General features: G+C 70.2%; 20 protein-coding genes. 6 read left to right on the top strand and 14 right to left on the bottom strand.

The features are described 5' to 3' along the window. Nucleotides 1-122 precede the first annotated feature (122 nt). From ACFQV6_RS41165 to ACFQV6_RS41140, 6 genes are read right to left on the bottom strand one after another with little or no spacing between them, the layout of a single operon-like run. On the bottom strand, nucleotides 123-1,208 hold the full coding sequence (locus ACFQV6_RS41165) for a hypothetical protein (protein WP_378033159.1): 1,086 nt from the start codon (nucleotides 1,206-1,208) through the stop codon (nucleotides 123-125). Continuing rightward, complete coding sequence (locus ACFQV6_RS41160) at nucleotides 1,202-2,428, bottom strand: glucarate dehydratase family protein (protein ID WP_378033158.1); 1,227 nt, start codon at nucleotides 2,426-2,428, stop codon at nucleotides 1,202-1,204. The genes ACFQV6_RS41165 and ACFQV6_RS41160 overlap by 7 nt, the downstream gene beginning before the upstream one ends. Further along, nucleotides 2,425-3,375 carry a 5-dehydro-4-deoxyglucarate dehydratase gene (locus ACFQV6_RS41155; RefSeq protein WP_378033157.1) on the bottom strand — a complete coding sequence of 317 codons (951 nt, stop codon included), beginning with the start codon at nucleotides 3,373-3,375 and terminating at the stop codon, nucleotides 2,425-2,427. Before ACFQV6_RS41155 ends, ACFQV6_RS41160 begins: the two co-directional genes overlap by 4 nt. Before the next feature lie 45 nt (nucleotides 3,376-3,420). Continuing rightward, complete coding sequence (locus tag ACFQV6_RS41150) at nucleotides 3,421-4,296, bottom strand: carbohydrate ABC transporter permease (protein ID WP_378033156.1); 876 nt, start codon at nucleotides 4,294-4,296, stop codon at nucleotides 3,421-3,423. Next, entirely contained in the window at nucleotides 4,296-5,246 is a 951-nt protein-coding gene (locus ACFQV6_RS41145; RefSeq protein ID WP_378033155.1) for a carbohydrate ABC transporter permease, read from the bottom strand. The genes ACFQV6_RS41150 and ACFQV6_RS41145 overlap by 1 nt, the downstream gene beginning before the upstream one ends. Further along, nucleotides 5,243-6,580 (bottom strand): sugar ABC transporter substrate-binding protein, encoded by a 1,338-nt coding sequence (locus ACFQV6_RS41140; RefSeq protein WP_378033154.1) that lies wholly within the window; start codon nucleotides 6,578-6,580, stop codon nucleotides 5,243-5,245. The genes ACFQV6_RS41145 and ACFQV6_RS41140 overlap by 4 nt, the downstream gene beginning before the upstream one ends. A 123-nt stretch (nucleotides 6,581-6,703) precedes the next feature. Between ACFQV6_RS41140 and ACFQV6_RS41135 the strand changes: the two genes are divergently transcribed. After that, a complete protein-coding gene (locus ACFQV6_RS41135) occupies nucleotides 6,704-7,528 on the top strand; it encodes an IclR family transcriptional regulator (protein WP_378033153.1) in 825 nt (274 codons plus the stop codon). A gap of 3 nt (nucleotides 7,529-7,531) precedes the next feature. Here ACFQV6_RS41135 and ACFQV6_RS41130 read toward each other — a convergent pair whose 3' ends face one another. Continuing rightward, nucleotides 7,532-8,341 (bottom strand): NAD-dependent epimerase/dehydratase family protein, encoded by an 810-nt coding sequence (locus tag ACFQV6_RS41130; protein ID WP_378033152.1) that lies wholly within the window; start codon nucleotides 8,339-8,341, stop codon nucleotides 7,532-7,534. A gap of 128 nt (nucleotides 8,342-8,469) precedes the next feature. Here ACFQV6_RS41130 and ACFQV6_RS41125 point away from each other — a divergent pair, with 128 nt between their 5' ends. Further along, on the top strand, nucleotides 8,470-9,846 hold the full coding sequence (locus ACFQV6_RS41125) for a BNR-4 repeat-containing protein (protein WP_378033151.1): 1,377 nt from the start codon (nucleotides 8,470-8,472) through the stop codon (nucleotides 9,844-9,846). Between the two features lie 114 nt (nucleotides 9,847-9,960). Here the strand turns inward: ACFQV6_RS41125 and ACFQV6_RS41120 are convergent, their stop codons facing one another. The 3 genes from ACFQV6_RS41120 to ACFQV6_RS41110 form a co-directional block, all read right to left on the bottom strand. Then, nucleotides 9,961-10,431, bottom strand: coding sequence for a hypothetical protein (locus ACFQV6_RS41120; RefSeq protein WP_378033150.1), 471 nt, complete (start codon nucleotides 10,429-10,431; stop codon nucleotides 9,961-9,963). Between the two features lie 469 nt (nucleotides 10,432-10,900). Then, entirely contained in the window at nucleotides 10,901-11,746 is an 846-nt protein-coding gene (locus ACFQV6_RS41115) for an NAD-dependent epimerase/dehydratase family protein (protein ID WP_378033149.1), read from the bottom strand. A 500-nt stretch (nucleotides 11,747-12,246) separates the two neighbouring features. Further along, a complete protein-coding gene (locus ACFQV6_RS41110) occupies nucleotides 12,247-13,950 on the bottom strand; it encodes an amylo-alpha-1,6-glucosidase (protein WP_378033148.1) in 1,704 nt (567 codons plus the stop codon). 131 nt (nucleotides 13,951-14,081) lie between these two features. On the opposite strand from ACFQV6_RS41110, the gene ACFQV6_RS41105 reads away from it, so the two are divergent. Together ACFQV6_RS41105 and ACFQV6_RS41100 are read left to right on the top strand one after the other, a co-directional pair. Beyond that, nucleotides 14,082-15,095, top strand: a complete 1,014-nt coding sequence (locus ACFQV6_RS41105; protein ID WP_378033147.1) for a LacI family DNA-binding transcriptional regulator — start codon at nucleotides 14,082-14,084, stop codon at nucleotides 15,093-15,095. Nucleotides 15,096-15,134: 39 nt separating this feature from the next. Further along, nucleotides 15,135-16,481, top strand: coding sequence for a beta-xylosidase (locus ACFQV6_RS41100; RefSeq protein ID WP_378033146.1), 1,347 nt, complete (start codon nucleotides 15,135-15,137; stop codon nucleotides 16,479-16,481). A gap of 142 nt (nucleotides 16,482-16,623) precedes the next feature. Here ACFQV6_RS41100 and ACFQV6_RS41095 read toward each other — a convergent pair whose 3' ends face one another. Both ACFQV6_RS41095 and ACFQV6_RS41090 read right to left on the bottom strand, forming a co-directional pair. Continuing rightward, nucleotides 16,624-17,325, bottom strand: coding sequence for a hypothetical protein (locus ACFQV6_RS41095; protein WP_378033145.1), 702 nt, complete (start codon nucleotides 17,323-17,325; stop codon nucleotides 16,624-16,626). 6 nt (nucleotides 17,326-17,331) lie between these two features. Beyond that, nucleotides 17,332-18,030, bottom strand: a complete 699-nt coding sequence (locus tag ACFQV6_RS41090) for a TetR/AcrR family transcriptional regulator (protein WP_378033144.1) — start codon at nucleotides 18,028-18,030, stop codon at nucleotides 17,332-17,334. A 54-nt stretch (nucleotides 18,031-18,084) separates the two neighbouring features. On the opposite strand from ACFQV6_RS41090, the gene ACFQV6_RS41085 reads away from it, so the two are divergent. Together ACFQV6_RS41085 and ACFQV6_RS41080 are read left to right on the top strand one after the other, a co-directional pair. Then, a complete protein-coding gene (locus tag ACFQV6_RS41085) occupies nucleotides 18,085-19,344 on the top strand; it encodes a saccharopine dehydrogenase family protein (RefSeq protein WP_378033143.1) in 1,260 nt (419 codons plus the stop codon). Between the two features lie 10 nt (nucleotides 19,345-19,354). Next, nucleotides 19,355-20,194, top strand: coding sequence for an NAD(P)-dependent oxidoreductase (locus ACFQV6_RS41080; RefSeq protein WP_378033142.1), 840 nt, complete (start codon nucleotides 19,355-19,357; stop codon nucleotides 20,192-20,194). Between the two features lie 99 nt (nucleotides 20,195-20,293). Here ACFQV6_RS41080 and ACFQV6_RS41075 read toward each other — a convergent pair whose 3' ends face one another. After that, nucleotides 20,294-20,947 (bottom strand): alpha/beta fold hydrolase, encoded by a 654-nt coding sequence (locus ACFQV6_RS41075; protein WP_378033141.1) that lies wholly within the window; start codon nucleotides 20,945-20,947, stop codon nucleotides 20,294-20,296. Then, complete coding sequence (locus tag ACFQV6_RS41070; RefSeq protein WP_378033140.1) at nucleotides 20,929-21,858, bottom strand: MerR family transcriptional regulator; 930 nt, start codon at nucleotides 21,856-21,858, stop codon at nucleotides 20,929-20,931. The genes ACFQV6_RS41075 and ACFQV6_RS41070 overlap by 19 nt, the downstream gene beginning before the upstream one ends. Between the last annotated feature and the right edge of the window lie 68 nt (nucleotides 21,859-21,926).

The following is a 21,926-nucleotide window of genomic DNA, read 5'->3' as shown; positions in this document are numbered from 1 at the left end:
CTCCCGTGCCCCGGCATCACGACCGGGGCACGGGTTTCACCAGCGGGTGGGTGAGGGTGCCGGAGAGCCCCAACGGCCTCGAGCTGCTCGGCATGCTGCTGGCCCGGCGGCGGACAGGCGCGCTATCGGACGGCGGTGAGGACGTCGGCCAGCAAAACCTGCTGCTCGGCCGTCGCGAGCCCGAGGTGGTAGAGCGCGAGGTGTGTGGCGCCGGCACCGACCAGGCCACGGGCGTGCCGCACCACCTCACCGGATGCGGCGCCGGACAGCACGGTGAGGTAGGCGCCGACCGGTTTGCCGTGCGCGGCGGCGGCCGTGACCAGCGGGGCCGAGTCCAGCGGCCAGGCCGGGACCAGTAGGGCGTCGACGTCACCGGCGGCCGTGGGGGTGAGCCCCGGCGAGGGCCCGGTCGCCCACGGATCCGGGCTGGCGTGCAACGTGATCGGGGCATCCGGGAGCTCCGCGCGGATCGCCGCGAGGACCTCGGCGCGCAACGCGTCGGTGTGCGCCTGCCGGGTGGGCAGGACGACGTCGTGGATCCGCTCCGCGCGCAATCCCCGGACCACCTCGTTGTCGTCGGCGCCGGCCCGGCGCCACGCCGCGCGGCAGGACCGGCAGCAGCACACCGACAGCACCTTCCGGCTGTGCGCGTTCCAGGCGCCGGCGGTCTTCTCGTGGTGGCCGAGATGGTCCACGCCCATCTGCCCGCAGGCCTCCAGCGAGACCGCGTCGACCGGGGCGCCGCGCACCGCCTCGGCGGCGAGCGTGGCGGCATACCGGCGCACCCGCGAGCTTGCGGGGCAGAGCGCGTACCGGTATCGCTCGCCGAAACAGTTCACCACCGTGTCGTCCGGATGGGCGGTGCCGAGCCGGGTGTTGTGGGTCAGCACGATCCAGGCGGTGACCCGCAATCCGCTGTCGCGCAGGATCCGTGCCGCCGCGCCGAAGGGGTCCGTTTCGGTCAGCCAGTCCGGCCCGGCCGCCCGTAGCGGCTGTCCGGCCCAGGCCTGCTCGCGGACCGGGCGGTACAGCGCCGCGTACCGGGCGTCGACCAGCCGTCGCGCCGGGTGCAGTGGGGTCGCGGCCCTGGTGCCGTGGTAGGCCGCCGCCAGCGTGACCATGTCCAGGCCGGCCTCGCGGACCCGCGCCGGGAAGTCCGGATCGCCGAGGACGTCCCAGACGTACGCGTGCCCGCTCGCGCTCACCACCGCGGCCTGCGCTTGCGATGGTCCGGCCGGAACTGCTGAAGGTAGCGGGTGTCGTCACGCTCACGGATGCCACACGCGAGGTAGTCGGCATGCATCCGGGCGAGCGCGTCCCGGTCCAGGGTCACACCAAGACCAGGACCCTGGGGTACGGCGACCGAGCCGTTGTGGAACACCAGCGGCTCGGTCACCACATCGGCACCGAGCTGCCACGGCGTATGGGTGTCCACGTCGTACGTGAGGTGAGGGGTGGCCGCACTGAGATGCACCATCGCGGCGAGGCTGATCCCCAGGTGGCTGTTGGAGTGCATGGACAGCCCGAGGCCCCAGGTGCGGCAGATCGCCGCCAGGGTCGCCGACTCGGTCAGCCCGCCCCAGTAGTGGTGGTCGGCCAGCACGATCTGCACGGATCCCCGGCGTACCGCCTCCGGCAGGTCACCGAACTCCACGACGCACATGTTCGTCGCGAGCGGCATCGACGCGCCGGCCGCCACCTCGGCCATCCCGGCCAGGCCGGGCGTCGGATCCTCCAGGTACTCCAGCAGGCCCGCGGTCTTGCGGGCGACCCGCAGCGAGGTACCGACCGTCCACGCGCAGTTCGGGTCGAGGCGCAGCGGGTGGTCCGGGAAGGCGTCGCGCAGTGCCTCGATGGCGCCGATCTCCTCGTCCGGCGGCAGCACTCCGCCCTTGAGCTTGAGCGACCGGAAGCCGTACGTAGCGACCATCCGGCGGGCCTGCTCGACGATGCCCGCCGCGTCGAGAGCCTCGCCGTAGACGTCCGGTTCCTCGCCCGGATGGGCGGCCCACTTGTAGAAGAGGTATCCGGAGAACGGCACGCGGTCGCGGACCAGGCCGCCGAGCAGCGCCCACACCGGCCGCCCGGTGGCCTGCCCCTGGAGGTCGAGCAGGGCCACCTCGAACGGCGACACCACCCGGGCCAGGGTCTTCGCCGAACCGGCCGCGCCGATCGCGGTCGCGGCACGGGAGCGAGCGCCGGACAGGTCGAAGATGTCCAGCCCGCCGAGTGCGGGCGCCACCCTGCCGAGCAGCTCCAGGTGTGCGGCGTCGCCGTAGGTCTCCCCCAGGCCGACCGAGCCGTCCGCGGTGGTCACCTCGATGATCGAGCGCAGCGCCCACGGCTGGTGTATGCCGGCCGAGTTGAGCAGCGGCGGGTCCGGGAAGGCGATCGGGGTGACCCGTACCCCGGCGATCGGCGTCCTCATGCGGCCACGTCCGGCACGGCCACGGTGCCGCCGACCCGGCGCAGGGCGGCGCGGCCACTGTCGATCAGCGCCGCGAGCTGCTCCAGGTGTTCCGGATAGACGTCCACCAGCGGCGGGCGGACCGAGCCCATCGGCAGGCCGCGCAACGTCGCACCGGCCTTCGGCAGGCTCACCGCGTATCCGGCGACCCGGTCGCGGAGCGCCACGAGCGGCAGGTAGAAATCGGTCAGCAGGGTACGCGTGACGGCCTCGTCGCCGTGCTCGATCGCGCGGTGGAACGCGGTGGCCAGCTCCGGAACGAAACACAGCGCGGCCGAGGAGTAACTGGGCACCCCGATCGCCCGGTACGCCGCCGCGGACACCTCGGCGGTGGGCAGGCCGTTCAGGAAGCACATCTCGGCAGCACGGGGATGTCCGCTGGCCCTTACCGTGGTGACCAGCCGGTTCATCGCGTCCACGTCGCCGCGACCGTCCTTGACGCCGGCCACCGTCGGCAGGTCGAGCAGCGCGAGCGCGGCGGCCGGGTCGAGCACCGCGTTGGCCCGCTGGTAGACCACCACGGGCAGCCCGGTGGCACCCGCCACGTAGGCCACGTGCCGCACCAGGCCGGCCGGCGTGCAGCTCACCAGGTACGGCGGGAGCAGCAGCAGACCGTCCGCACCGCACTCGGCGGCGGCCCTGGCGAACTCGCTCGCCGTACGCGGACCGCCGCCCGCCCCGGCGAAGACCGGCAACCGGCCGGCCGCCTCCCGGACCGCGGTCCGCACCACGGTCCGGTACTCGTCCCGGCCGAGCGCGGTGAACTCGCCGGTGCCGCACGCCACGAACAGCGCGGCGGGCCCGGCCGCCACCTGTTCGGCGACGTGGTCGGCGAGCACGCCGGTGGCCACCTCGTCGTCCGGGGTGAACGGGGTGAGCGGGAAGGAGAGCAGGCCGTGCAGCAGCATGGACGTCCTTGTCTGGGTTCAACGGGGTCTTGGTTTTCGCGGGCGTCAGCCCTTGACGGCGCCGGAGGTCAGGCCCTTCATGAACTGCCGTTGCAGTGCGAGGAAGGCCAGCACCGACGGCAGCAGCGCGAGCAGGGCCGCGGCGAGCAGCACACCCAGGCCGGCCTGTTCGTCGGTCCGCAGCGTGCGCAACGCCAGCGGCAGGGTGAACTGGCCGGCGTCGCGCGCCACCAGCAGGGGCAGCATGTACTGGTCCCAGATCATCGTGAAGCCGAAGATGCCGATCACGCCGAGCGCCGGCCGCACCAGGGGAAGCACGATGGTCATGAGGATCCGCAGGTCACCGGCGCCGTCGATGCGCGCGGCCTCCTCCAGCTCCATCGGGATCTCCCGCATGAACTCGGTCATCACGAGGATCGAGAAGGCCCACGCGGCCACCGGGACGATCATGCCGGCCAGCGTCCCGATCAGGTTGACGTGCACGACCGGCACATCGGCGAGGACCAGCGACAGCGGAATCGCCAGGATCTCCTCGGGCAGCATCATGGTGGACAGGATCAGCAGCATCACCAGCCGCAGCCCGGGAAATTTGTGGCGGGCCAGGGCGTAGGCGGCGGAGACGCTGACCAGGATCTGCAGCAGCAGACCGACACCGACCACGACGAACGAGTTGAGCAGGTAGCCCAGCACGCCCCGGTCGAACGCGGCGGTGAAGTTGTCGAGGGTCAGGCTGTCCGGCAACAGGGTGAGCCGGCTCGGATCGGCTACCGGGCTGAACGCGCCGACCATCAGCGCCACCAGGGGGCCGGCGAAAACGGCGACGAGAACCGCGTACAGGAAGATCTGGACGACGCGGGCAAGTGGCCCGCGCAGCGCGGTGAAGCCGAGCGCGGAGTCGAAACGGTCGGCGCGGGTTCTCATCACGCCTCCCGGCGGCGGAGGGCCTGGACCGCGAGGGTGAGCACGACCGTCGCGCCGAGCAGGACCATCGATCCGGCGGCGGCGACGCCGAGTTCGTTGCGTTCCAGGCCGAGCTTGTAGATCAGGGTCATCAGCACCTCCGTGGAGCCGTTCGGCCCGCCGTTGGTGAGCAGGAAGATCTCGGTGAAGACGCGCAGGCCACGGATCGCGGCCAGGGTGAACAGGATGGCGAAGACCGGGCGCAGCGAGGGCAGGGTGACGTGCCAGAGCCGGCGGAGCGGTCCGGCGCCGTCGGCGGCGGAGGCTTCGTACAGCGTGCGGTCGACACCGGCCAGGCCGGCGATGAAGATCATCATGTCGTACGGTGCGCCGCGCCAGACGCCGACCGCCATCACCGACCACAGTGACGTGTCCTCGGAGTTGAGGAACGGCGACGGGCCCATTCCGGCCCAGCCCAGGATCGAGTTGGCGATCCCCTCCGGTGCCGGGTAGTAGATGACCCGCCACACCTCGGCCACCACCGCCATCGCGGCGACCGTCGGCAGGAAGACCGCGGTCCGTACGAACCACAGGTGCCGAGCCGTACCCTCGAGCAGCAGCGCGAGCACCAGACCGAGCAGCAGCGAGCCGCCGGTCTGTCCGGCCGCCAGCACGACGGTGTGCCAGATGGCCGATCGGAAGGCCTCGTCGGTGACCACCGCGGTGTAGTTGTCGAAACCCACCCACCGGTCACCCAGGTACGGCCGGACCTCGTGGAAGCTCATCTCGATGGCGCGCACCATCGGGACGAACTTGAACACGGCGAACAGGATCAGGGCCGGCAACAGGAAGAGCCAGGGCAGCAGGTACCGGGTCAGCGCGACGCGGCGCCGGCCGGCCGGGGAGGGGCGCGCCGGCTCACCGGGGTTCCTCGTACCCCGGCGGGCCGACGCCTCGGTCAGGGACGTCACCCCTTGACCGCTTGCTTGGTCAGCTCGTCGGTGTAGGTCTGCGCCAGCTTGTCCAGCGCGGCCCGGGTGTCCGTCGAGCAGTCGGCGAAGACCGTGTTGAACGTGTCCGCGGCGCTCTGCCGGAACGGGGTCCAGTCCGGCACCGCCGGGGTGAACCGGCCGGCCGACGTGAAGACGGTCTCGAAGACCTGCCAGCGGGTGTCCTTGCGGACCGCGCCGAGCTGGACCTTGGTGTTCACCGGCAGCCGGACGATGGTGCCGTCGGTGTCACCGGCCATGCCGATGGTCTGCCCCTCGGGGGAGACCGCGAACTCGGCGAACCGCTGCTGGCCGTCCTCGTTGTCCGAACCGGCCATCAGATAGACGTTCTCGCCCTCGGCCAGCGACGACGCCTTGCCGCCCGGGCCCGCGGGCAGCGCCAGGATCTCGTACTTGTCCTTGCCGAGGTTCTTGTCGAAACGCGCCATGTTGTACGGCCCGGTGAAGTAGATACCGCCCTTGCCGCTCTCGAACGCCTGGTGCGCCTGGACGGTCTCCATCGTGATCGCGCCCGGGACCACCGTCTTGTCGGTGCAGAACTGCGCCTTGAGGTGGTTGACCGCTTCGGCCGACTGCGGGGTGTTGACCGCCGGGGTGAACTTGCCCGGCGTCCCGGTGAGGAAGTCGCCGCCCGCGGACCACAGGAAGCTGGTGGCGTACCAGGAGGTGTAGCCGCGCTTGGTGGAAGCGGGGATCACCCATCCGTACGTGTCGGCCTTGCCGTTGCCGTCCGGATCGCCGGTGGTGAACTTCCTGGCCAGGTCGTCCAGCTCGGCCCAGGACGCCGGTGTCCCGGCGCCGACCTTCTCGCGCCAGTCCTTGCGGATGAACAGGGCGAAGGACTGCACGGAGAACGGCGCCGCGTGGAACTTGCCGTCCGCGCCCTTCGCGGCCTCCCACGCGACCGGCGCGAGGTCGGCGCTGCCGGCCAGGGCGGCCTGGTCGACCTCGCGCACCAGGCCCTGTTTGACCAGGCTGCCCAGCTGGGCGGTGTCGTTGATGACGATGTCCGGCAGGTCCTTCTGCGCCGCGGCCTGCTGAAGCTTCGTCTCGAAGTCCTCGAACAGGGCGGTCACCTGAGCCGGTACGCCGCTTGCCGCGGTGAACTTGGCGGCCAGGTCCTTGGCGGTCTTCTCCGAGTTGGAGCCCGGGGGCTTGCGGATCCAGATCTGCAGTGGTGCCTTCGCGTCCTGTTCCACGCCGCCGCTGTCGCCGCTACAGGCGGCAGCGCCGCCGGCGACAAGGGCGAGGGTGAGCAGAGCGGTGAGACCGTGGGGAGCGGAACGGCGAATCACGCTTCTGACTCCTGTCCATATATGTGGATGGTCTTCTGTAATGTGTATTTACAGCAGGGCCAAGTTAGCGTCCGGTAGCATGACGGTCAACACTTGGACATAGACAAACTTGAGGGTGGACGCATGCCAGAGACCCGCCGCCGCCCCGGCGGTCGCCCCGCCGTTCACGTCGCACCGGCCGCCGCGGAGATGTCACCGGTCAAGTCCGCCGAGCGGACGGTGAAGATCCTGGAGACGCTCGCCGCCTCACCGGCCCGCCTCACGCTGTCCCAGCTCCACGAGCGCACCGGCTATCCGCGGTCGAGCCTGCACGCGCTGGTCCGCACGCTGCGCGAACTCAAATGGGTGGAGACTGACGACGCCGGCTCGGCCTTCGGTGTCGGCCCGCACGCGCTGCTCGCCGGCACCGCCTATCTCGACCGCGATCCGGCCCTGATCTTCGCCTACGAGGCCCTGGAAGACCTGCGCGCCGAGCTGGGCTACACGATCCACTACGCCCGCCGCGACGAGAACCACGTGCTCTACCTGGCCAGTCGCGAGTCCCGCGACAGCGTGCACGTGGTGTCCCGCGTCGGGCGCCGGCTGCCGGCCCACATGACCGCGCTGGGCCAGGCCCTGCTCTCCGACCTCACCACCGACGAGGTCAAGGCGCTGCTGCCGGCCACCCTGGACGGCTACACGCCGAAAACGATCACCGACCGGGCGGTCCTGCTCGACGAGCTGGACGCGGTGCGCCAGCGGGGCTGGGCCTTCGAACGCGAGCAGGGCACCGAGGGTGTGGCGTGCGTGGCCGCCGCCGTGGCCTACCGCATTCCGGCCACCGACGCGATCTCCTGCTCGATGCCCGCCGAGGCGGCCAAGGGCAACGAGCTCAAACGGGTCACGGCCGCGGTGACGGCGCGGGCACAGTCCCTCGCGACGGCACTGCGCCGCGAGGGCATCCGCTGAGAGTCAGAACGGTTCGCCCAGGGGCAGGTCGCACCAGGAGCCGCCGATCAGGTTCTGCGCCGGGTCAGGCTCACCACAGTTGGCGAGAATCTTTTCGGCGTACGCCTCCGCGTCATCCTCCGGCCGATAGCCGATCGCCTCGCCCTCGGCGAGCGAGAACCATCGCCGGGTGTTACGGCTGATTCCCCACACCTGCCGGAAACCCGGCTCCGGCGCGCTGATCGCCGCCTCCACCAGGCGCGCGCAGTCGTCGGGGGACAGCCACATCGCCAGGCCGCGATGGCCGCGCGGAGTCGCGAAGCACTGGCCGATCCGCAGGCAGATCACGTCCATGCCGAACCGGTCGTGGAACAGCCGGCCGGCCGACTCGACCGCCACCTTGCTCCAGCCGTAAAGGGTGTCCGGCCGCGCCTCGACGTCACCCGGGACCTCGCCCCGCTGCTCATCGCGGCGATGGAAGCCCGCCACGTGGTTGGAGGAGCCGAGCAGGATCCGGTTGACGCCGGTGCGGCGGGCGGCTTCGAGCAGGCAGTAGGTCCCGTACGCGTTGACCCGCAGCACCTCCTCGGCGCTCGCCTCGTGGCTGTACCCGCCGAGGTGGAGCACCGCGTCCACGCCTTTGAGCGCCGCCACCAGGACGTCGAGGTCGTCGATCGATCCCGTGACGACCTCCTCAGCCCCGGTCCCCGGCAGCGCCGGCGGCTCTATGAGGTCGAAGAGCCGTAGCACCCGTCCGGGCCGGGCCAGCCGCGCGCGCAGCAGGCTGCCGACCCGCCCCGACGACCCGGTGACCAGAATCCGCTCTTCCGCCATCCGCCGACTCCGTTCTCGATAGGTCTTGATCGATGGGCATCGTACCGGCATCATCCTCAACAATGAACGATAAACAACCCGTAGAGATGCATCCACATATATGGACACTCTTTCACTCAGGAGGCTCGATGCGCCGCGCCCCGCTCATCGCTCTCAGCGCCGCCGCTGTGCTCGTCGCAGCGGCGGCAGTGCCGGGTCACGCCGGTGCCGCCGTGCCGGTGTCCAGAACCGGTCCATCCGCGGCACCCACCTCGTTCACCACGGTCGCCACCAACGTCGCCGCGCGCAGCGACCGCCGGCCCACCAACGGCGGCGTCTACGACCGGACCGCCCAGAAGACGTTCATCTCGTGGGCGGGTCAATTCGAGGACAACTACGTGCAGGCGTACGACCACCGGGCGAAAATCTGGTCCGCACCGGTCAAAGTGGCCGACGGGGGCAACGACACGCACAACTATCCGACGCTGATCCAGGCCGGCGACGGCCACCTGCTCGTCTTCCGCGGCATGCACAACCGCGAGCTGTGGTTCGCGCGCTCGGAGCGGCCGCACTCCATCGAGGGGACCTGGACCGACACCCAGATCCCGGAGGGCCTCGGCGCCACCTACCCGATGGTCTTCAAGTCCACGGCCGGCCACCTCTTCGTGTTCGTCCGGGAGACCGCGGGCGACCTCGACAAGCAGTACCCGACCGACTTCCGGCCGATGAAATACGTCAGGTCCACCGACAACGGGCGCACCTGGCAGAGTTCGGAGACGCTGACCGGCGAGCGGTGGAACATCGCACCGCAGACGCGTACCGACAACATGAACGAGGTCTACATCGGGCAGCTGCGGCACGAACCCGGCGCGCCCGGACGCCCGGAGCGGGTCTCGATCGTCTACACACTGGCCGGCGGCGGGCCGGAGGGTCACCTGCACGACAGGTATCACAAGAACATCTACCACGCCTACTTCAGCCCGGCCGACCTCAAATTCCGGTCGGCCGCCGGCGCCGACCTCGGCGTGAAGATCGACGACGCGGACCAGGAGCGCCACCTGAAGGTCGCCGAGACGCCGCTCCAGACGGTGAACCCGCGCTCCCCCGACTACATCCAGCTGGTCGGGTCGACGGTCGGCGGGTTCACGCCGTTCGTGGTGTGGATGCAGCTGGACGAGGCGGCGGTGGTGCACACGTACACCGGGGTCTTCACCCCGCTCGGCTGGCGCAACCGCGAGGTGGCGTCCGGCATCCGGGTGCGCGACATGGAGCGGGTGGATGCGCTGACCTGGCGCGTGTACGCCACCACCAACGATCCGGCGGTCACGGCGATCTCCACCTTCAAGCTGTACGCCGGAGCGTTCTGGCAGAGCGAGGCGACGATCCCGGTACCGCGCGCCGTCCAGCGCATCGAGGTGATCGACGGCTACCGCGACCCGGCCCGGATCATCGTCTCCGGCGCGAGCAGCGCCCGCCCGGCCGACGTGGCCGACGGCGACATCTATGTCGCCGGGGCGGGTCGCTGAGCCGCTCCTCCAAGCCGCCGGCGCCCCGTTTCCCCCAGCGCGGGGCGCCGGCTCCCCACCGCACGAAGGTGACGATCGCTACGCGCCGAATCCGCGCATCGCCGGATCCGTCTTTCATACCTGGTCGATCGTGCTGTGGAGCAGACGTCTGACAGTCGCCCGCGACACCAGCAGAGCGATGACGAGGAGCGTCACGGGTATGAAGCCGCCCAGACTGACCGAACCACCGAACGTGATGTCGATCAGCCAGAGCACGACGAGCTTGCTCCCCGCCGCCACCACCCAGAGCATGAGGGCCGATGTCGTCTTTGCCAGCCGTGTCGTTGCCCCGCGCAGCCGAGCCAGAACGGCGCCCTTGAGAAGGAGCACCAACTCCAGCGTGACCTTGAGGAGGACGGCCGTCAGCAACGAGAGGGTGAACGTTTCGCTGATGACCGCCGGGACGTACTGAACGGCGAGGTTCAGAACGACCACGTAGACGAACACATCGATCACGTCGGCCGGATTGGCGACGGCCCAGGATCGCAGCGGCCCGCGCCGGGGGCCGGTCTCGCCAACGGCGTCCGGCTCGGGTCTGCCTGTCACAAGGCTGAATCCTGCCGGACAACGCCGCCCGCGGACAACCGGTCATCGGCAGGTGCACGCACCTCCGCCATGCGACAAGGCACAACGCACGAGGAGCCGCCGCGAACTCAGCGCTCGAAACCAGCACTCACGTCCAGCTGGATCGCCGTGGCCGGCTCCCGGTGCTGCCTCGCGGCGCCCGGCACAGCACTCACCACCAGCCGGATCCGGGTTGCGTGCGCGCCCACGGTCGCTTGCGCCGCCCGCCACCCGCTCATCCCCGCGGGAGTCCGCGAGAGCCCGCGCGCGGTGAGCCGCTCAGCAGCTCGCCGCGCGCACAGCGCATGCCGTCGCCCGGCGGTAACCGAGATCGCCCGGCGGGCGTGACTGCGGGCACTCGACGCCTCCCGGAGTGGACGTCCGCGTGGATCGGGCGGGCTGACGCGGCTCCAGCTGCGACCAGATGAGGATGTCGGCCGGCGGGCGTGTTCTACTCCGCCGAGTTGAGAGTTTCTTCGCCTTCGGGCTCCTGGAGTAGCCGAAGAACGCTCTCGGAGGGTTGATACCCGAATGCGTTCGTAGCGGCACTCGAGTCGTAGACGCGATCGATTCGCCGGGGTAGCGGCCAGCCACGGTCGTGGAATGCCGCTGCCACCTGTGGAGCGCGCTCGGCGATCACTTCGGCTGCGTCTTGGTGCAGGGCGACGCAATCGGCTCGCGTGAACGGGTATCGTCCGGCGATGTTGAAAGTGCCGGTCACAGCGTTGTGCAGCGCGGCGGCTGCCGTTGCGGTTGCGACGTCGGTGAGGCTGACGGATCGGTGCAGCAGCCGGGTGGCCCACACCGGCAATGGCTCCGGGAAGCAGCGGGCGATGCGCAGGATCGCGGACGATATAGAGCTGGATGCGACCAGTTGCTCAGCGGCCAGCTTCGTCTCGTCGTAGATGTCGCGCGGCTGCGGCAGGAGCTCCTCGTCAACCCAGACCGCTCGGTCTGCCGGCACCAAAGCGTGCCCGTACACGCTCGTGCTGCTGATGTATACGAAACGCCGCACGCCGGCAGCCCCGGCATCGTCAAGAAGGGCTGCCGTGGCGTCGATGTTGACCGCCCGGAACTCCGCGTCGTCAACGAGCCCGACATGTGGCGCATGCAGAGCCGCTGCATGGACGACGATGTCGGCATCCTGGACGAGTGCCCGACGCACCGTCGCGTCTCGGAGGTCTCCAACGATGGTGGTGCGGCGGCCCGGTGACCGGTCGACGCCGTGAATCCTCCATCCAACGGCTTCGAGTTCCCGCGCCACGGCGTTACCCACGCGGCCAGAGGTTCCGGTCACCGCGGCCACCCTGGGTAAGGACGCTCCTGCTGATTCGGGTCTACGCAGGCTCAGGGACGCCTTCCCGGCGGGAGGACTGGGCGCCATCAGGCTGATACTAGGGGCCGCCGCCGCCGTAGATTCCTGATCGCGACCGTAGCCGTGACTACCAGTACGACGCCGAAACTTATTGCGTACGCGTGCGATAGACCGGTCCTCAGGCACAGTGCGATGAGCCCTCCGAAGAACGGCACGCCGATGCCCAAGCCGACAATCGCTCCACGATGAGCCATCACGGCCAGGATCACGCATACCGCAGCATACGGACCGGGCGGCCCACCGAGCCGGCCCAGCAGTGCCTCCCGACGGGCTGATCTGGCGCGCTCTTTCTCCACGGATTGACACTTTCCCAGCATGCGCCACACGCATTCACATCAGCAGATGCGCTCCGGCCGGGTGCTGCCAGGATCTGCGTCGCCCTGGGAACGCCCGGTGGCGCCGCAACCGCCCCGCTGGACTGGTCAGGCGCTGGACGTGCGGGCCTTGTGGGCGCGGGCCAGGATCAAATAGGCGGCGGCGGTCCAGGTGTAGGCGCGGTCACGGAGGCCTGCTCCCGTCTCGGCGTCGAAGTTCTCCGCGAAGCCGGACTTCTCGCAGAGGGCGCGGAACCGGCGGCTGATCTCGTCGGCGAGATCGGGGTGGCCGCCGCGGCGCAGGCCGTCCTCGATCAGGACTGTTGACGGGGCCCAGATCGGTCCCCGCCAGTAGCCGTCGGCCGAGTAGTCCGGTGAGTCGACCGGCTCGGTGGCGAGGCCGTGCGGCGTCAGGTGAGCGCTCAGCCGGGCAGCCAGAGCGTCCCGAACCTCGGGCGGAAGATCGTCGCCCAGGGTGATTGCCATCAGGTCGAGCAGGCTGCGGCTGCTGCTCTCCTGCCCGGTGGCCGGGTTGCGGGAGACGAACTGTCCGTCCCGCCACAACTCCCGCAGCAAGGCGCTGCGGACTTCCTCAGCGATCGCGGTCCAGCGGTTCGCCTCGCCGGCGCGGCCCAGTTCAGTGGCGACGGCGGCTAGCTCCCGCAGCTGCAGGATGAGGAAGCCGGCCAAGTCGGCGGTCTCCAGCGTTCGATGGCTGTCGAAGGTGGTGGCGTTGTCCCAGCCGCTGTCGTTGCCGTGCTGGTAGTGCGGCAGATCGTGGCCCGGCACGCGACGCCGGTTCAGCCAGAATTCTGTCCAGTGGGCCAGCCGCTCATACGTGTCAGCGAGCGCTTCCGGTGTCACGGGCAGCAACTGGCGGAGGCGGCTGAGAGCCCAGCCGTGGATCGGTGGTTTGACGAAGTTGTAGAGGACCTCGGAGTGGGTCACCGAGTCGGGCAGGGCACCGGTGGGGTCCTGGTGGTCGAAGGGCAGCTGGAACTGGTGCCAGGCCAGCTCCGGATCACCCTCGGCCAGGGCGAGGGCGTTGAAGCAGTGGTCCCAGCTCCATACCTTGTCCATCCAGTGCTTGGACATCAGCACGGCCGGGCGCGCGAGGAAGCCGCCGGGTGCGACGGTGGCCGACCAGATCACGTACGCGGCGAGCTCGGCTGCCGGAGTCTCGGGGCCGCGCCACGGTGCGACAGCGTCGGCGAACTCTTCGAAGGCCGTCCGCGCGGTCGAGGCGACCTGGTCGAAGGCCGCCCGCGCCCGGTACGGCTCGCGGGCCGTCTCGTACTCCTCCACGGCGACCTCCCACGGTTCCCCGGCCGCCAGGTCGAGGTGGCGTGGGAAGTCGCCGAGTCGTTCCACCCCGGCCGCGGTCAGCGTGCCGGTGATGACGGTGACCCGGTAACGCCGTCCGGTCTCGTACGAGGTGAAGACGTGTGAGCCGTCCACCGGATCGCGGTAGAGGTAGCTGCCGCCGAACGGGGTGAGGCTGGTGGTGGCCGCCGCGATCCGCAGTGCGGCGCCGGTGCTGCGGATCCGGATCGTGCTGGTGTCCTCGTAAGCGAGGTCGATCACCCCTGAGCTGTGCTCCCACGACAGCATCGCCGGCGTCGCGGTGACCGTCGCTCCGGATGGTGCCCCCAGGCGCAGCACGGCGTGCATGCCGGTCTGGTGCGAGACCAGGTGCAGGTCATCGGCAGACGTCTTCTCGGCGATCACCGGGGAGATGCCGAACCAGGACTCCCGATAGCTGAAGGGGATGTCCTGGACCGAAAACCTGGGGTCCTGTGCAGCGAGGGGCATGGGTGGCGGCCTGCTTTCCGAGCTGTATGTCGAATCGGTTCGCTGGATTGAGCGTACCTTTGACCGCTTCATTGACACCGATGAACTTCGATGCCTATCGTTCGCAGCGAACCGATTCGACAGGAGCCGGCATGAACATCGGCGAGATTGCCCGGCGGGCCGGCGTGTCCCGCAGCACGGTGTCCTACGCGCTCAGCGGGAAGCGGACGGTGTCCGAGGAGACCCGGCGCCGCATTCAGGCGGTGATCGACGAGCTCGACTACCGGCCCAACGCCGCCGCACGGGCGCTCAAGGAGGGCCGCACCCGCACCGTCGGCCTGGTGATCCCGCCGGCCAGCGCGCGGCTGACCGACATGCAGCTCGGGTTCGTCGCCAGCGTCGTCGAGGCCGCGGCCCGCGCCGACCTGGACGTGCTGCTGTCACCCTCCGGCGGCGACCACGACCGCTCGTTCGAACGGATCGTGTCGGGGCGGCGGGTGGACGGCGTCATCCTCATGGAGATCCGGCTCGAGGATGAGCGGGTCTCCCGGCTCCACCAGGCCGGCCTGCCGTTCGTCACGATCGGCCACACCGCACACCCGCACGGGACGTGCTGGGTCGACGTCGACTTCGCCGCGATCATCGCCCGCTGCGTCCACCACCTCGCCGATCTCGGCCACCGCCACCTCGCCCTGATCAACCGCTCCCCCGAGCTGGTCGCCGCCGGATACGGACCGGCGCACCGCGCGAGAGACGGGTTCACCGAAGCGGTCACCCAGCGCCGCCTTGCCGGCATCGAGCTGCCGTGCGGTGACGACGCCGCGGCCGGCGAGGACTGCTTCGAGCTTCTCCGGGAGCGGCACCCCGAGATCACCGCCATCGCCACCATCAACGAGGCCGCCCTGCCCGGCATCCAGCGCGGCGCGGAACGCGCGAACGTCAGCATCCCCGGTGACCTGTCGATCGCCGGCATCGCCGCCCGTCACTGGGCCGAGGAGTTCCGCCCCCAGCTCACCGCCGCCGACTTCCCCACCCTGGAGATGGGCACCAGGGCCGTCGAGCTGCTGCTGGAGCGCATCGCCACACCGGACACCACACCCAAGCACCTGCTCCTGACGCCGCCGATCTCGCTGCGCGCCAGCACCGGACCGGCACCCTCCCGCTGACTCCCCTGCCATCCCCGCTCCCCCGGAACAGGAGAAATCATGGCGATCCGATCCGTACGGCTGCTGGCCGCCGCGCTGGTGGCCACCTCGGTCGTGGCGCTGCCCGCGCCCGCCCGAGCCGCCGACGAGAGCATCACCGTCAACTTCGCCGTCGCCGGTGGCACGCCGGCCTATCGCGCTTCCGGCTGGATCTACGGGATGACCGAGAACGGCAGCGGACCGGCCGACCACTTCTACACCGACGTGAAGTTCCGGGCGATGCGAGCCGGTGGCGCCCAGCTCGACCAGCCCGGCGGCTGGGTCTCCGGCAAGTACGATCGCCGCTGGAACGCCACCCGCGCCCAGATCCTGCGGACCCGCGCGCTCGGCGGCACCTTCATCCTGCTGCCCCACGACCTGTGGGGTGCCGACGGCTATCCGATCAGCCGCTTCCCCGGCGACAACGGCAACTGGGCCGATTACGACAACTTCCTCACCCGCCTGATCGCCGACGTGCGCGCGACCGGCGTCACCGTGCAGTGGGACATCTGGAACGAACCCAACCTCGGGCTCTTCTGGAACCGGTCGCAGAGCCAGTACTTCGAGCTGTGGCGGCGCACCTACCAGCGGCTGCGTGCCGACCTGCCCGGCACGCTGATCGTCGGGCCGAGCTTCGCCGGGGTACCCACCACGAACGGCACCTGGTGGAACCAGTACCTCGACAACGTCCGCGCCAACAACGTCGTCCCGGACATCTTCAGCTGGCACAGTCTGCCCAGCGACCCGGTGGCCAACGTCGCGGCGGCCAACACGACTCTCGGCAACCGCGGCATCGCGCACCCGCGCCCCTACCAGATCAACGAGTACGGCGCCTCGAACGAGCAGAACCCCGGCGACGGATCGTGGTACATCGCCCGCCTCGAACGCGCCGGCGCCGACGGCCTGCGAGCCAACTGGGCCAGCACCAGCAACCTGCACAACGACCTCGGCAACCTGCTGGTCCGCAACTCCGCGGGGCAGCACCTGCCCAAGGGAGAATGGTGGGTCTACCGCTACTACGCCACACAGACCGGCACCATCTGCTCGGTCACTCCCAGCCCCGCCTACGACGCCTTCGCCACCAAGGCCACCGGCAACGCCAAGATCCTGGTGGGCGGCGGAGGGACCACCGGCGACATCGCCGTCAACATCCGAGGGCTCGCCTCAACCACGGGCATAGTGACCAACAACCAGATTCGCGTACGCGTTGAGCGCATCCCGCACAACGGAGGAGGCGCGGTGGCCGGCCCCGTCATCGTCCGGAACTCGATCGTCACGCTCAACGGCGGCGCCACCGTCGTCAACCTCGCCCACACCAACGCCGACGAGACCTTCACCGTCACCCTGCTGCCGCCCTCCGGCACCTAGCAGCGCGTTTCCTCGCTGAGGCGGTGCTGCCGAGAGGTGGTAGCTCAGCCAGGCAGCTCCGCCCGGCGGTCGCGGCACCGGGCGCGCGCGGGCACCTGCTCGCGCGGCTCCGGCAGAGCTGTCGTCCGGTCGTACGTCTGCGTCAGCTTGAAGCTGACGCCGTATCAAGCACCTCAGCGACGCGCAGTGTCCGTCGCACGGCTTCGTGCAGGCCGGCCTCGGTCAGGCCCGATTCGGGGCGCTGGAAGGTGAACAGTTCGGAGCCGCGCGCTGTCCAGGGTGGGATCTCGCCGCTGAGGAAGGCGACGTTCAGGCTGACCTGCTGGGAGCGGGCCGATTCGCCGACGTGCTGATATGGGGTGCGCATTCCCACCGTGCCGATCGGGCGTGGCAGGTTAATCAGGACGAAGACTATCGAACCATGGCCCGCGCCGACCGTGCCCTCGAGGATCGTGCCGGTCGACGTGACCTCGCCGGCGACGGCCGGGACGCCGTCGACCTCCATGTGCCACGCGGACCGGACCCGGATGCTGCCCTTCGCCTCCCGCGAACGGACCTCGTCGCCCGCGTGCAGATCGTTGTCCCACGGCCAGTCCCGGCTGCCGGGATCGACCGACTGCCATCCGGCGGTGGCGGCGTAACGGTGCAGTTTGCGGCGGCTGAGCAGGTTCTTGATCGGCCAGAAGGCGAAGATGCCGACCAGCAGCAGACATCCCAGGGAGCCGAAGACCTCCTGGCCGATCGCCACGAAGAAGATCGAGAAGCCCCACCAGAGCATGGCGACGATCAGGTTGACGGCCGCGAACCCGACGACGGTGCGGAACATGTTCTCGCGGAGGGACACGGCTGATCATAACGATCTACGACAAGCGATGCCGTCGAGCAGAAGATCGAGCGCCGCGGGGTAGGCGCTGCGGACCATCTCGGCGGCCAGCAGCGGTGCGACCTCGGCGACGTGCGGGTGGGTGCTGGCGGGCAGACGGGCGTAGGTGGACCGCCAGACCTCCTCCTCGGCGAGCAGGGCGGCGTTCGGCAGCGCGAGGGAGGCGGCGTCGAGCGCGGCGAAGGCCAGGGTCTGGTCGATGAAGGCGTGGTAGACGCGGACGGCCTCGGGAACCGGCAGGCCGGCGCCGTGCAACACGGTGAGGACGGCCTCGTCGGCGGCGAGCTCGTTGGGGCGGCCGGTGACCCGGCTGGTGGTGAGGACGGCTGCCTGCGGGTGCGCGGTGTAGGCGGCGTGGATGCGCAGGCCGAGAGCGCGCAGGTCGTCGCGCCACGCGCCGGTGGGTGACCAGCCGCGCAGGGCCTGGCCGATGAGCTGGTCACCGATGGCGAGGATGACCTCGTCCATGCCGCGGAAGTAGCGGTAGAGGCTGCTCGGGTCGCAGTCGAGGGCGAGGCCGAGCCGGCGGGCGGTGAGGCCGGCGCTGCCGTGCTCGCGCAGCAGGCGCAGTGCCGCCTCGACGATGAGCTGCTCGGACAGGACGGTGCCGCCGCGGGTGGGCCGGCGCCGGCGGCGCTTCTCCTCGGGGACCACGGGCTTCGGCACGCCCTTATGCCAACACAGTTGACCTTAGTTCGGCAAGCCGCGTTTCATCTGGTCATGCGAATCCTTCTGGTGGGTGCTGGGGGTGTCGGCACGGCGATCACCCGGATCGCGGCCCGGCGCCCGTTCTTCGACGAGATGGTGGTCGCCGACTACGACCTGGCGCGGGCGGCGGCTGCCGTGGAATTCGTGCGGGACGGGCGCTTCCGGGCTGTTCAGCTCGATGCGAGCGACAGCGCGTCGGTAGCGGCGTTCCTGCGTTCGTCCGACTGTGACGCCCTGCTCAACGCGACCGACCCGCGGTTCGTGATGCCGTTGTTCGCCGCGGCCCGCGAGGCGGGCGCGACCTATCTGGACATGGCGATGTCACTGTCGCACCCGCACCCCTCGGCACCCTATGAGCAGTGCGGTGTCAAGCTGGGCGACGCCCAGTTCGAGCAGGCCGCTGATTGGGAACGGTCAGGCCTGCTCGCCCTGGTCGGCATGGGTGTCGAGCCGGGCCTGTCCGACGTGTTCGCCCGCTACGCCGCCGACGAGCTGTTCGACGAGATCGACGAGATCGGCATCCGGGACGGCGCGAACCTGACCGTCGACGGTTACGACTTCGCGCCGTCGTTCAACATCTGGACGACGATCGAGGAGTGCCTGAACCCGCCGGTCGTCTACGAGCAGGAGCGGGGCTGGTTCACCACGGCGCCGTTCAGCGAGCCGGAGGTGTTCGAGTTCCCCGAGGGGATCGGGCCGGTCGAGTGCGTGAACGTGGAGCACGAGGAGGTCCTGCTGATCCCCCGGTGGGTGGGCGCGCGGCGGGTGACCTTCAAGTACGGGCTGGGCGAGCAGTTCATCGGGACGCTCAAGACGCTGCGCCAGCTGGGTTTGGACCGTACGAAAACGGTCACCGTGCCCGGGCCGCGCGGTCCGGTCGCGGTCTCACCGCGAGACGTGGTCGCGGCCTCACTGCCGGATCCGGCGACGCTGGGCGAGCGCATGCGAGGCAAGACCTGTGCGGGCACTTGGGTACGGGGAACCCGCGCCGGCGTCGAGAAGGAGGTCTACCTGTACCACGTCGTCGACAACGAGTGGTCGATGGCGGAGTACGGCAGTCAGGCGGTCGTCTGGCAGACAGCGATCAACCCCGTGGTGGCCCTCGAACTGCTCGCCACCGGCGCCTGGTCGGGAACGGGTGTGCTCGGCCCGGAGGCGTTCCCGCCCCGGCCGTTCCTGGACCTGCTCACCGCGTACGGCTCGCCCTGGGGCTTGCGGGAGCAAGCCAATTCCGCGCTATTGGACGCGGTGGCACCACCCGCCGCTGCGTAACGTCGGGCCGGTGACCACCGGATTCCTCGGCCTCGGAGTGATGGGTCAGCCGATGGCCCGCAACCTCGCCCGCGCCGGCACCGACCTGATCGTCTGGAACCGCTCCCCGTCGTCTCTCGATGCGCTGGCCGCTGACGGTGCGGTCGTCGCCGACTCCCCCGCCGCCGTGTTCGCCGCCGCCTCAACCGTGATCATGATGCTCGCCAACGACCGTGTCACCGACTCGGTCCTCGACGGCTGCGACGTCGCCGGCCGCGTGGTGGTGAACATGGGTACCGCGGCCCCGTCGTACTCGGCAGGGCTGGCGGCCCGGATCACGGCGGCCGGCGGGGATTATGTCGAGGCGCCCGTCTCAGGATCGCGAGGGCCGGCGGCCGCGGGGCAGCTGGTCGTGATGCTCGCCGGGGACGATGCGGCGGTCTCCCGGGTGGCGCCGCTGCTGAAGCCGATGTGCTCGTCGGTCGTGAGATGCGGACCGGTTCCGGGCGCCCTGCGGATGAAGCTGGCGGTCAACACGTTTCTGATCAGCATGGTGACCGGGCTGGCGGAGGCGTTCCACTTCGCGGACCGGCACGGGCTCGATCGGGAGGTGCTGCTGGCGGCGCTGGACGCGGGGCCGATGGCCAGCGCGGTGTCCGGGGTGAAGGGGCGCAAGCTGGCCGACCGGGATTTCGAGGTGCAGGCGGCGGCGCGGGACGTGCTCTACAACGCGGAGCTGATCGTCCAGGCGGGCGTCGAGTCGCCGCTGCTGGCGGTGTGCCGGGAGCTGTTCGCGGAGACGGTGGCGGCCGGGCACGGCGAGGAGGACATGGCGGCGGTGGTGCGGGCGTTCGAGGCCCGCTCCCGGTGATCGCCGACTGCGGTGCCGCGCGAGAAGGTGAGACGGCCGCGAGCGAGACGGCCGCAAGGTGAGACGGCCGCGAGCGAGACGGCCGCAAGCAAGGCGACTTCAGCGAGCGGCGTAGGACACGAGCCGCTCCGCCAACTCCCCCGGCCGGCTCAGAGCCGGCGTATGCCCACCATCGATCTCGTCGGGTGTGATGCCGAGTCGCTCCTGGGCGACCCGGCGCAGGTACGCCGGCGGGAACAGCCGGTCGTCCCGGCAGAGCAGAACCCGGGTCGGAACGGCGGGCCAGGCCCGGAACGGCACCGGTTCCGCCATTCCGGCCTCGGACTGGTCGCGTCCCCGCTTCAGCGCCTCAGCCGCCAGCTCCGGCGGGACGTCCTGATAGAACAGGCCGATCGTGTCGCTGACCTCTTCCCGCTCCTCCTCGCCGTACCGGGTGTTGGCCCAGTAGTCGGCGGGTGCCTCCCCCGGCGCCGGAATGATCGGCGCGACCAGGACGATCAGCCGCACCGTCAGCCGATCGCAGACGAGGGGAACGGTCAGGCCCCCGGACGACTGCGCCACCACCACGAGATCGCTGCGATCGCCGGCCGCGCGGGCAACAGTGTCCGCATACTCCGGCAAGCCCGCCGCGTCGTCGTCGCAGGGCAGGTCCGGCGCGACGGTGTCATGGCCTCGCGCACGGAGTTCCGCCTCGACAAGGTGCCAGTACCAGCCGACATCGCCGGCACCGTGGATCAGGACGAACGTGGACACTCCCCGGCCTCCTCCCGTAGGGCTCGCGCCAGCCAATTCAACTCCATGGTGGCGTCCGGCGCACTCCGCTGACCGCGCACCCGGCCGACAAGCACCCGATATTGCTCCGCACCGGCCTCGATCCCGGCCTCCAGGCACCTCAGCACGGCGACCAGGTCGGCATCGCGGAACATCTGGGCGATCACCTCGGCCGCGGCGGGCGTGCCGGGTTCGATCCCGCGCTCCCTGGCCTCCGCGACCGTGTTCACGACCTGCCGGGCCCAGAAGATGTTCGCCCCCGGCAGCGTCTTGCCGGAGACGCCCGGCGGCGGTGTGCTGAGCTCCAGGAAGGCGCGCATCCGGGCGCGGAAACCGGGGTCCCGTACCAGTTCCGCCAGCTCGATCCAGGCGTCCACCTGCTCCGGCGTGGGATCTTCGGGCAGGTCGATGCGCAGGTCGCGCAGGCGGTCACGCAGGCGTGGATCGAGGTCGAGGCCGCCGATCAGGTCGCGCTTGAAATCATCGATGATCTGTACGCGCTCGGCAGCCGAAAGCCGCGCCAGCCGGTTCATCAGTGCTGTCTCCTCTGCTGTGGAACCACGTTTCGACACGGTGGACAGCACCGCCCGGCTGGTCCTCAGCGACCGGATCCGGGCGTCGAGAGCGGCCACGTGGGCGTCGGCGATCTCGGCTATCGAGGCCCGGCCGTCGAGTACCCGGCACACGTCGTCGAGGCCGAGGCCCAGCTCACGCAGGGTGCGCACCAGTTCAACGCGGGCCACCGAGCCGGCGTCGTAGAGCCGGTAGCCGCCGGCCGAGCGTGCCACCGGCGGGATCGCTCCCTCGTCGGACCAGAAGCGCAGGGTGCGCACGGTGAGCCCGGTGCGCTGCGCCAGCCGGCCGATGGTGAGGAGGTCGCTGTCGTCGTCCATGGGGAGATCCTGGACGCTCCAGCCGCTGGAGAGTCAACCCGGCTTTCATTTCAAGACACAGCAGATGT

It is taken from the genome of Actinoplanes sp. GCM10030250 (assembly GCF_042666575.1).
Lineage (GTDB): Bacteria > Actinomycetota > Actinomycetes > Mycobacteriales > Micromonosporaceae > Actinoplanes.
This window is presented reverse-complemented; position numbering and strand designations above follow the sequence as displayed.

Bases quoted from the DNA above. Each gene is read 5' to 3' on its own strand.
- ACFQV6_RS41110 (WP_378033148.1), bottom strand. From the start codon at position 13,950: ATGCCCCTCGCTGCACAGGACCCCAGGTTTTCGGTCCAGGACATCCCC.
- ACFQV6_RS41105 (WP_378033147.1), top strand. From the start codon at position 14,082: ATGAACATCGGCGAGATTGCCCGGCGGGCCGGCGTGTCCCGCAGCACG.
- ACFQV6_RS41155 (WP_378033157.1), bottom strand. From the start codon at position 3,375: ATGCTGCTGCACGGCCTGCTCTCCTTCCCGCTCACCCCGTTCACCCCG.
- ACFQV6_RS41130 (WP_378033152.1), bottom strand. From the start codon at position 8,341: ATGGCGGAAGAGCGGATTCTGGTCACCGGGTCGTCGGGGCGGGTCGGC.
- ACFQV6_RS41160 (WP_378033158.1), bottom strand. From the start codon at position 2,428: ATGAGGACGCCGATCGCCGGGGTACGGGTCACCCCGATCGCCTTCCCG.
- ACFQV6_RS41125 (WP_378033151.1), top strand. From the start codon at position 8,470: ATGCGCCGCGCCCCGCTCATCGCTCTCAGCGCCGCCGCTGTGCTCGTC.
- ACFQV6_RS41135 (WP_378033153.1), top strand. From the start codon at position 6,704: ATGCCAGAGACCCGCCGCCGCCCCGGCGGTCGCCCCGCCGTTCACGTC.
- ACFQV6_RS41085 (WP_378033143.1), top strand. From the start codon at position 18,085: ATGCGAATCCTTCTGGTGGGTGCTGGGGGTGTCGGCACGGCGATCACC.
- ACFQV6_RS41070 (WP_378033140.1), bottom strand. From the start codon at position 21,858: ATGGACGACGACAGCGACCTCCTCACCATCGGCCGGCTGGCGCAGCGC.
- ACFQV6_RS41100 (WP_378033146.1), top strand. From the start codon at position 15,135: ATGGCGATCCGATCCGTACGGCTGCTGGCCGCCGCGCTGGTGGCCACC.
- ACFQV6_RS41150 (WP_378033156.1), bottom strand. From the start codon at position 4,296: ATGAGAACCCGCGCCGACCGTTTCGACTCCGCGCTCGGCTTCACCGCG.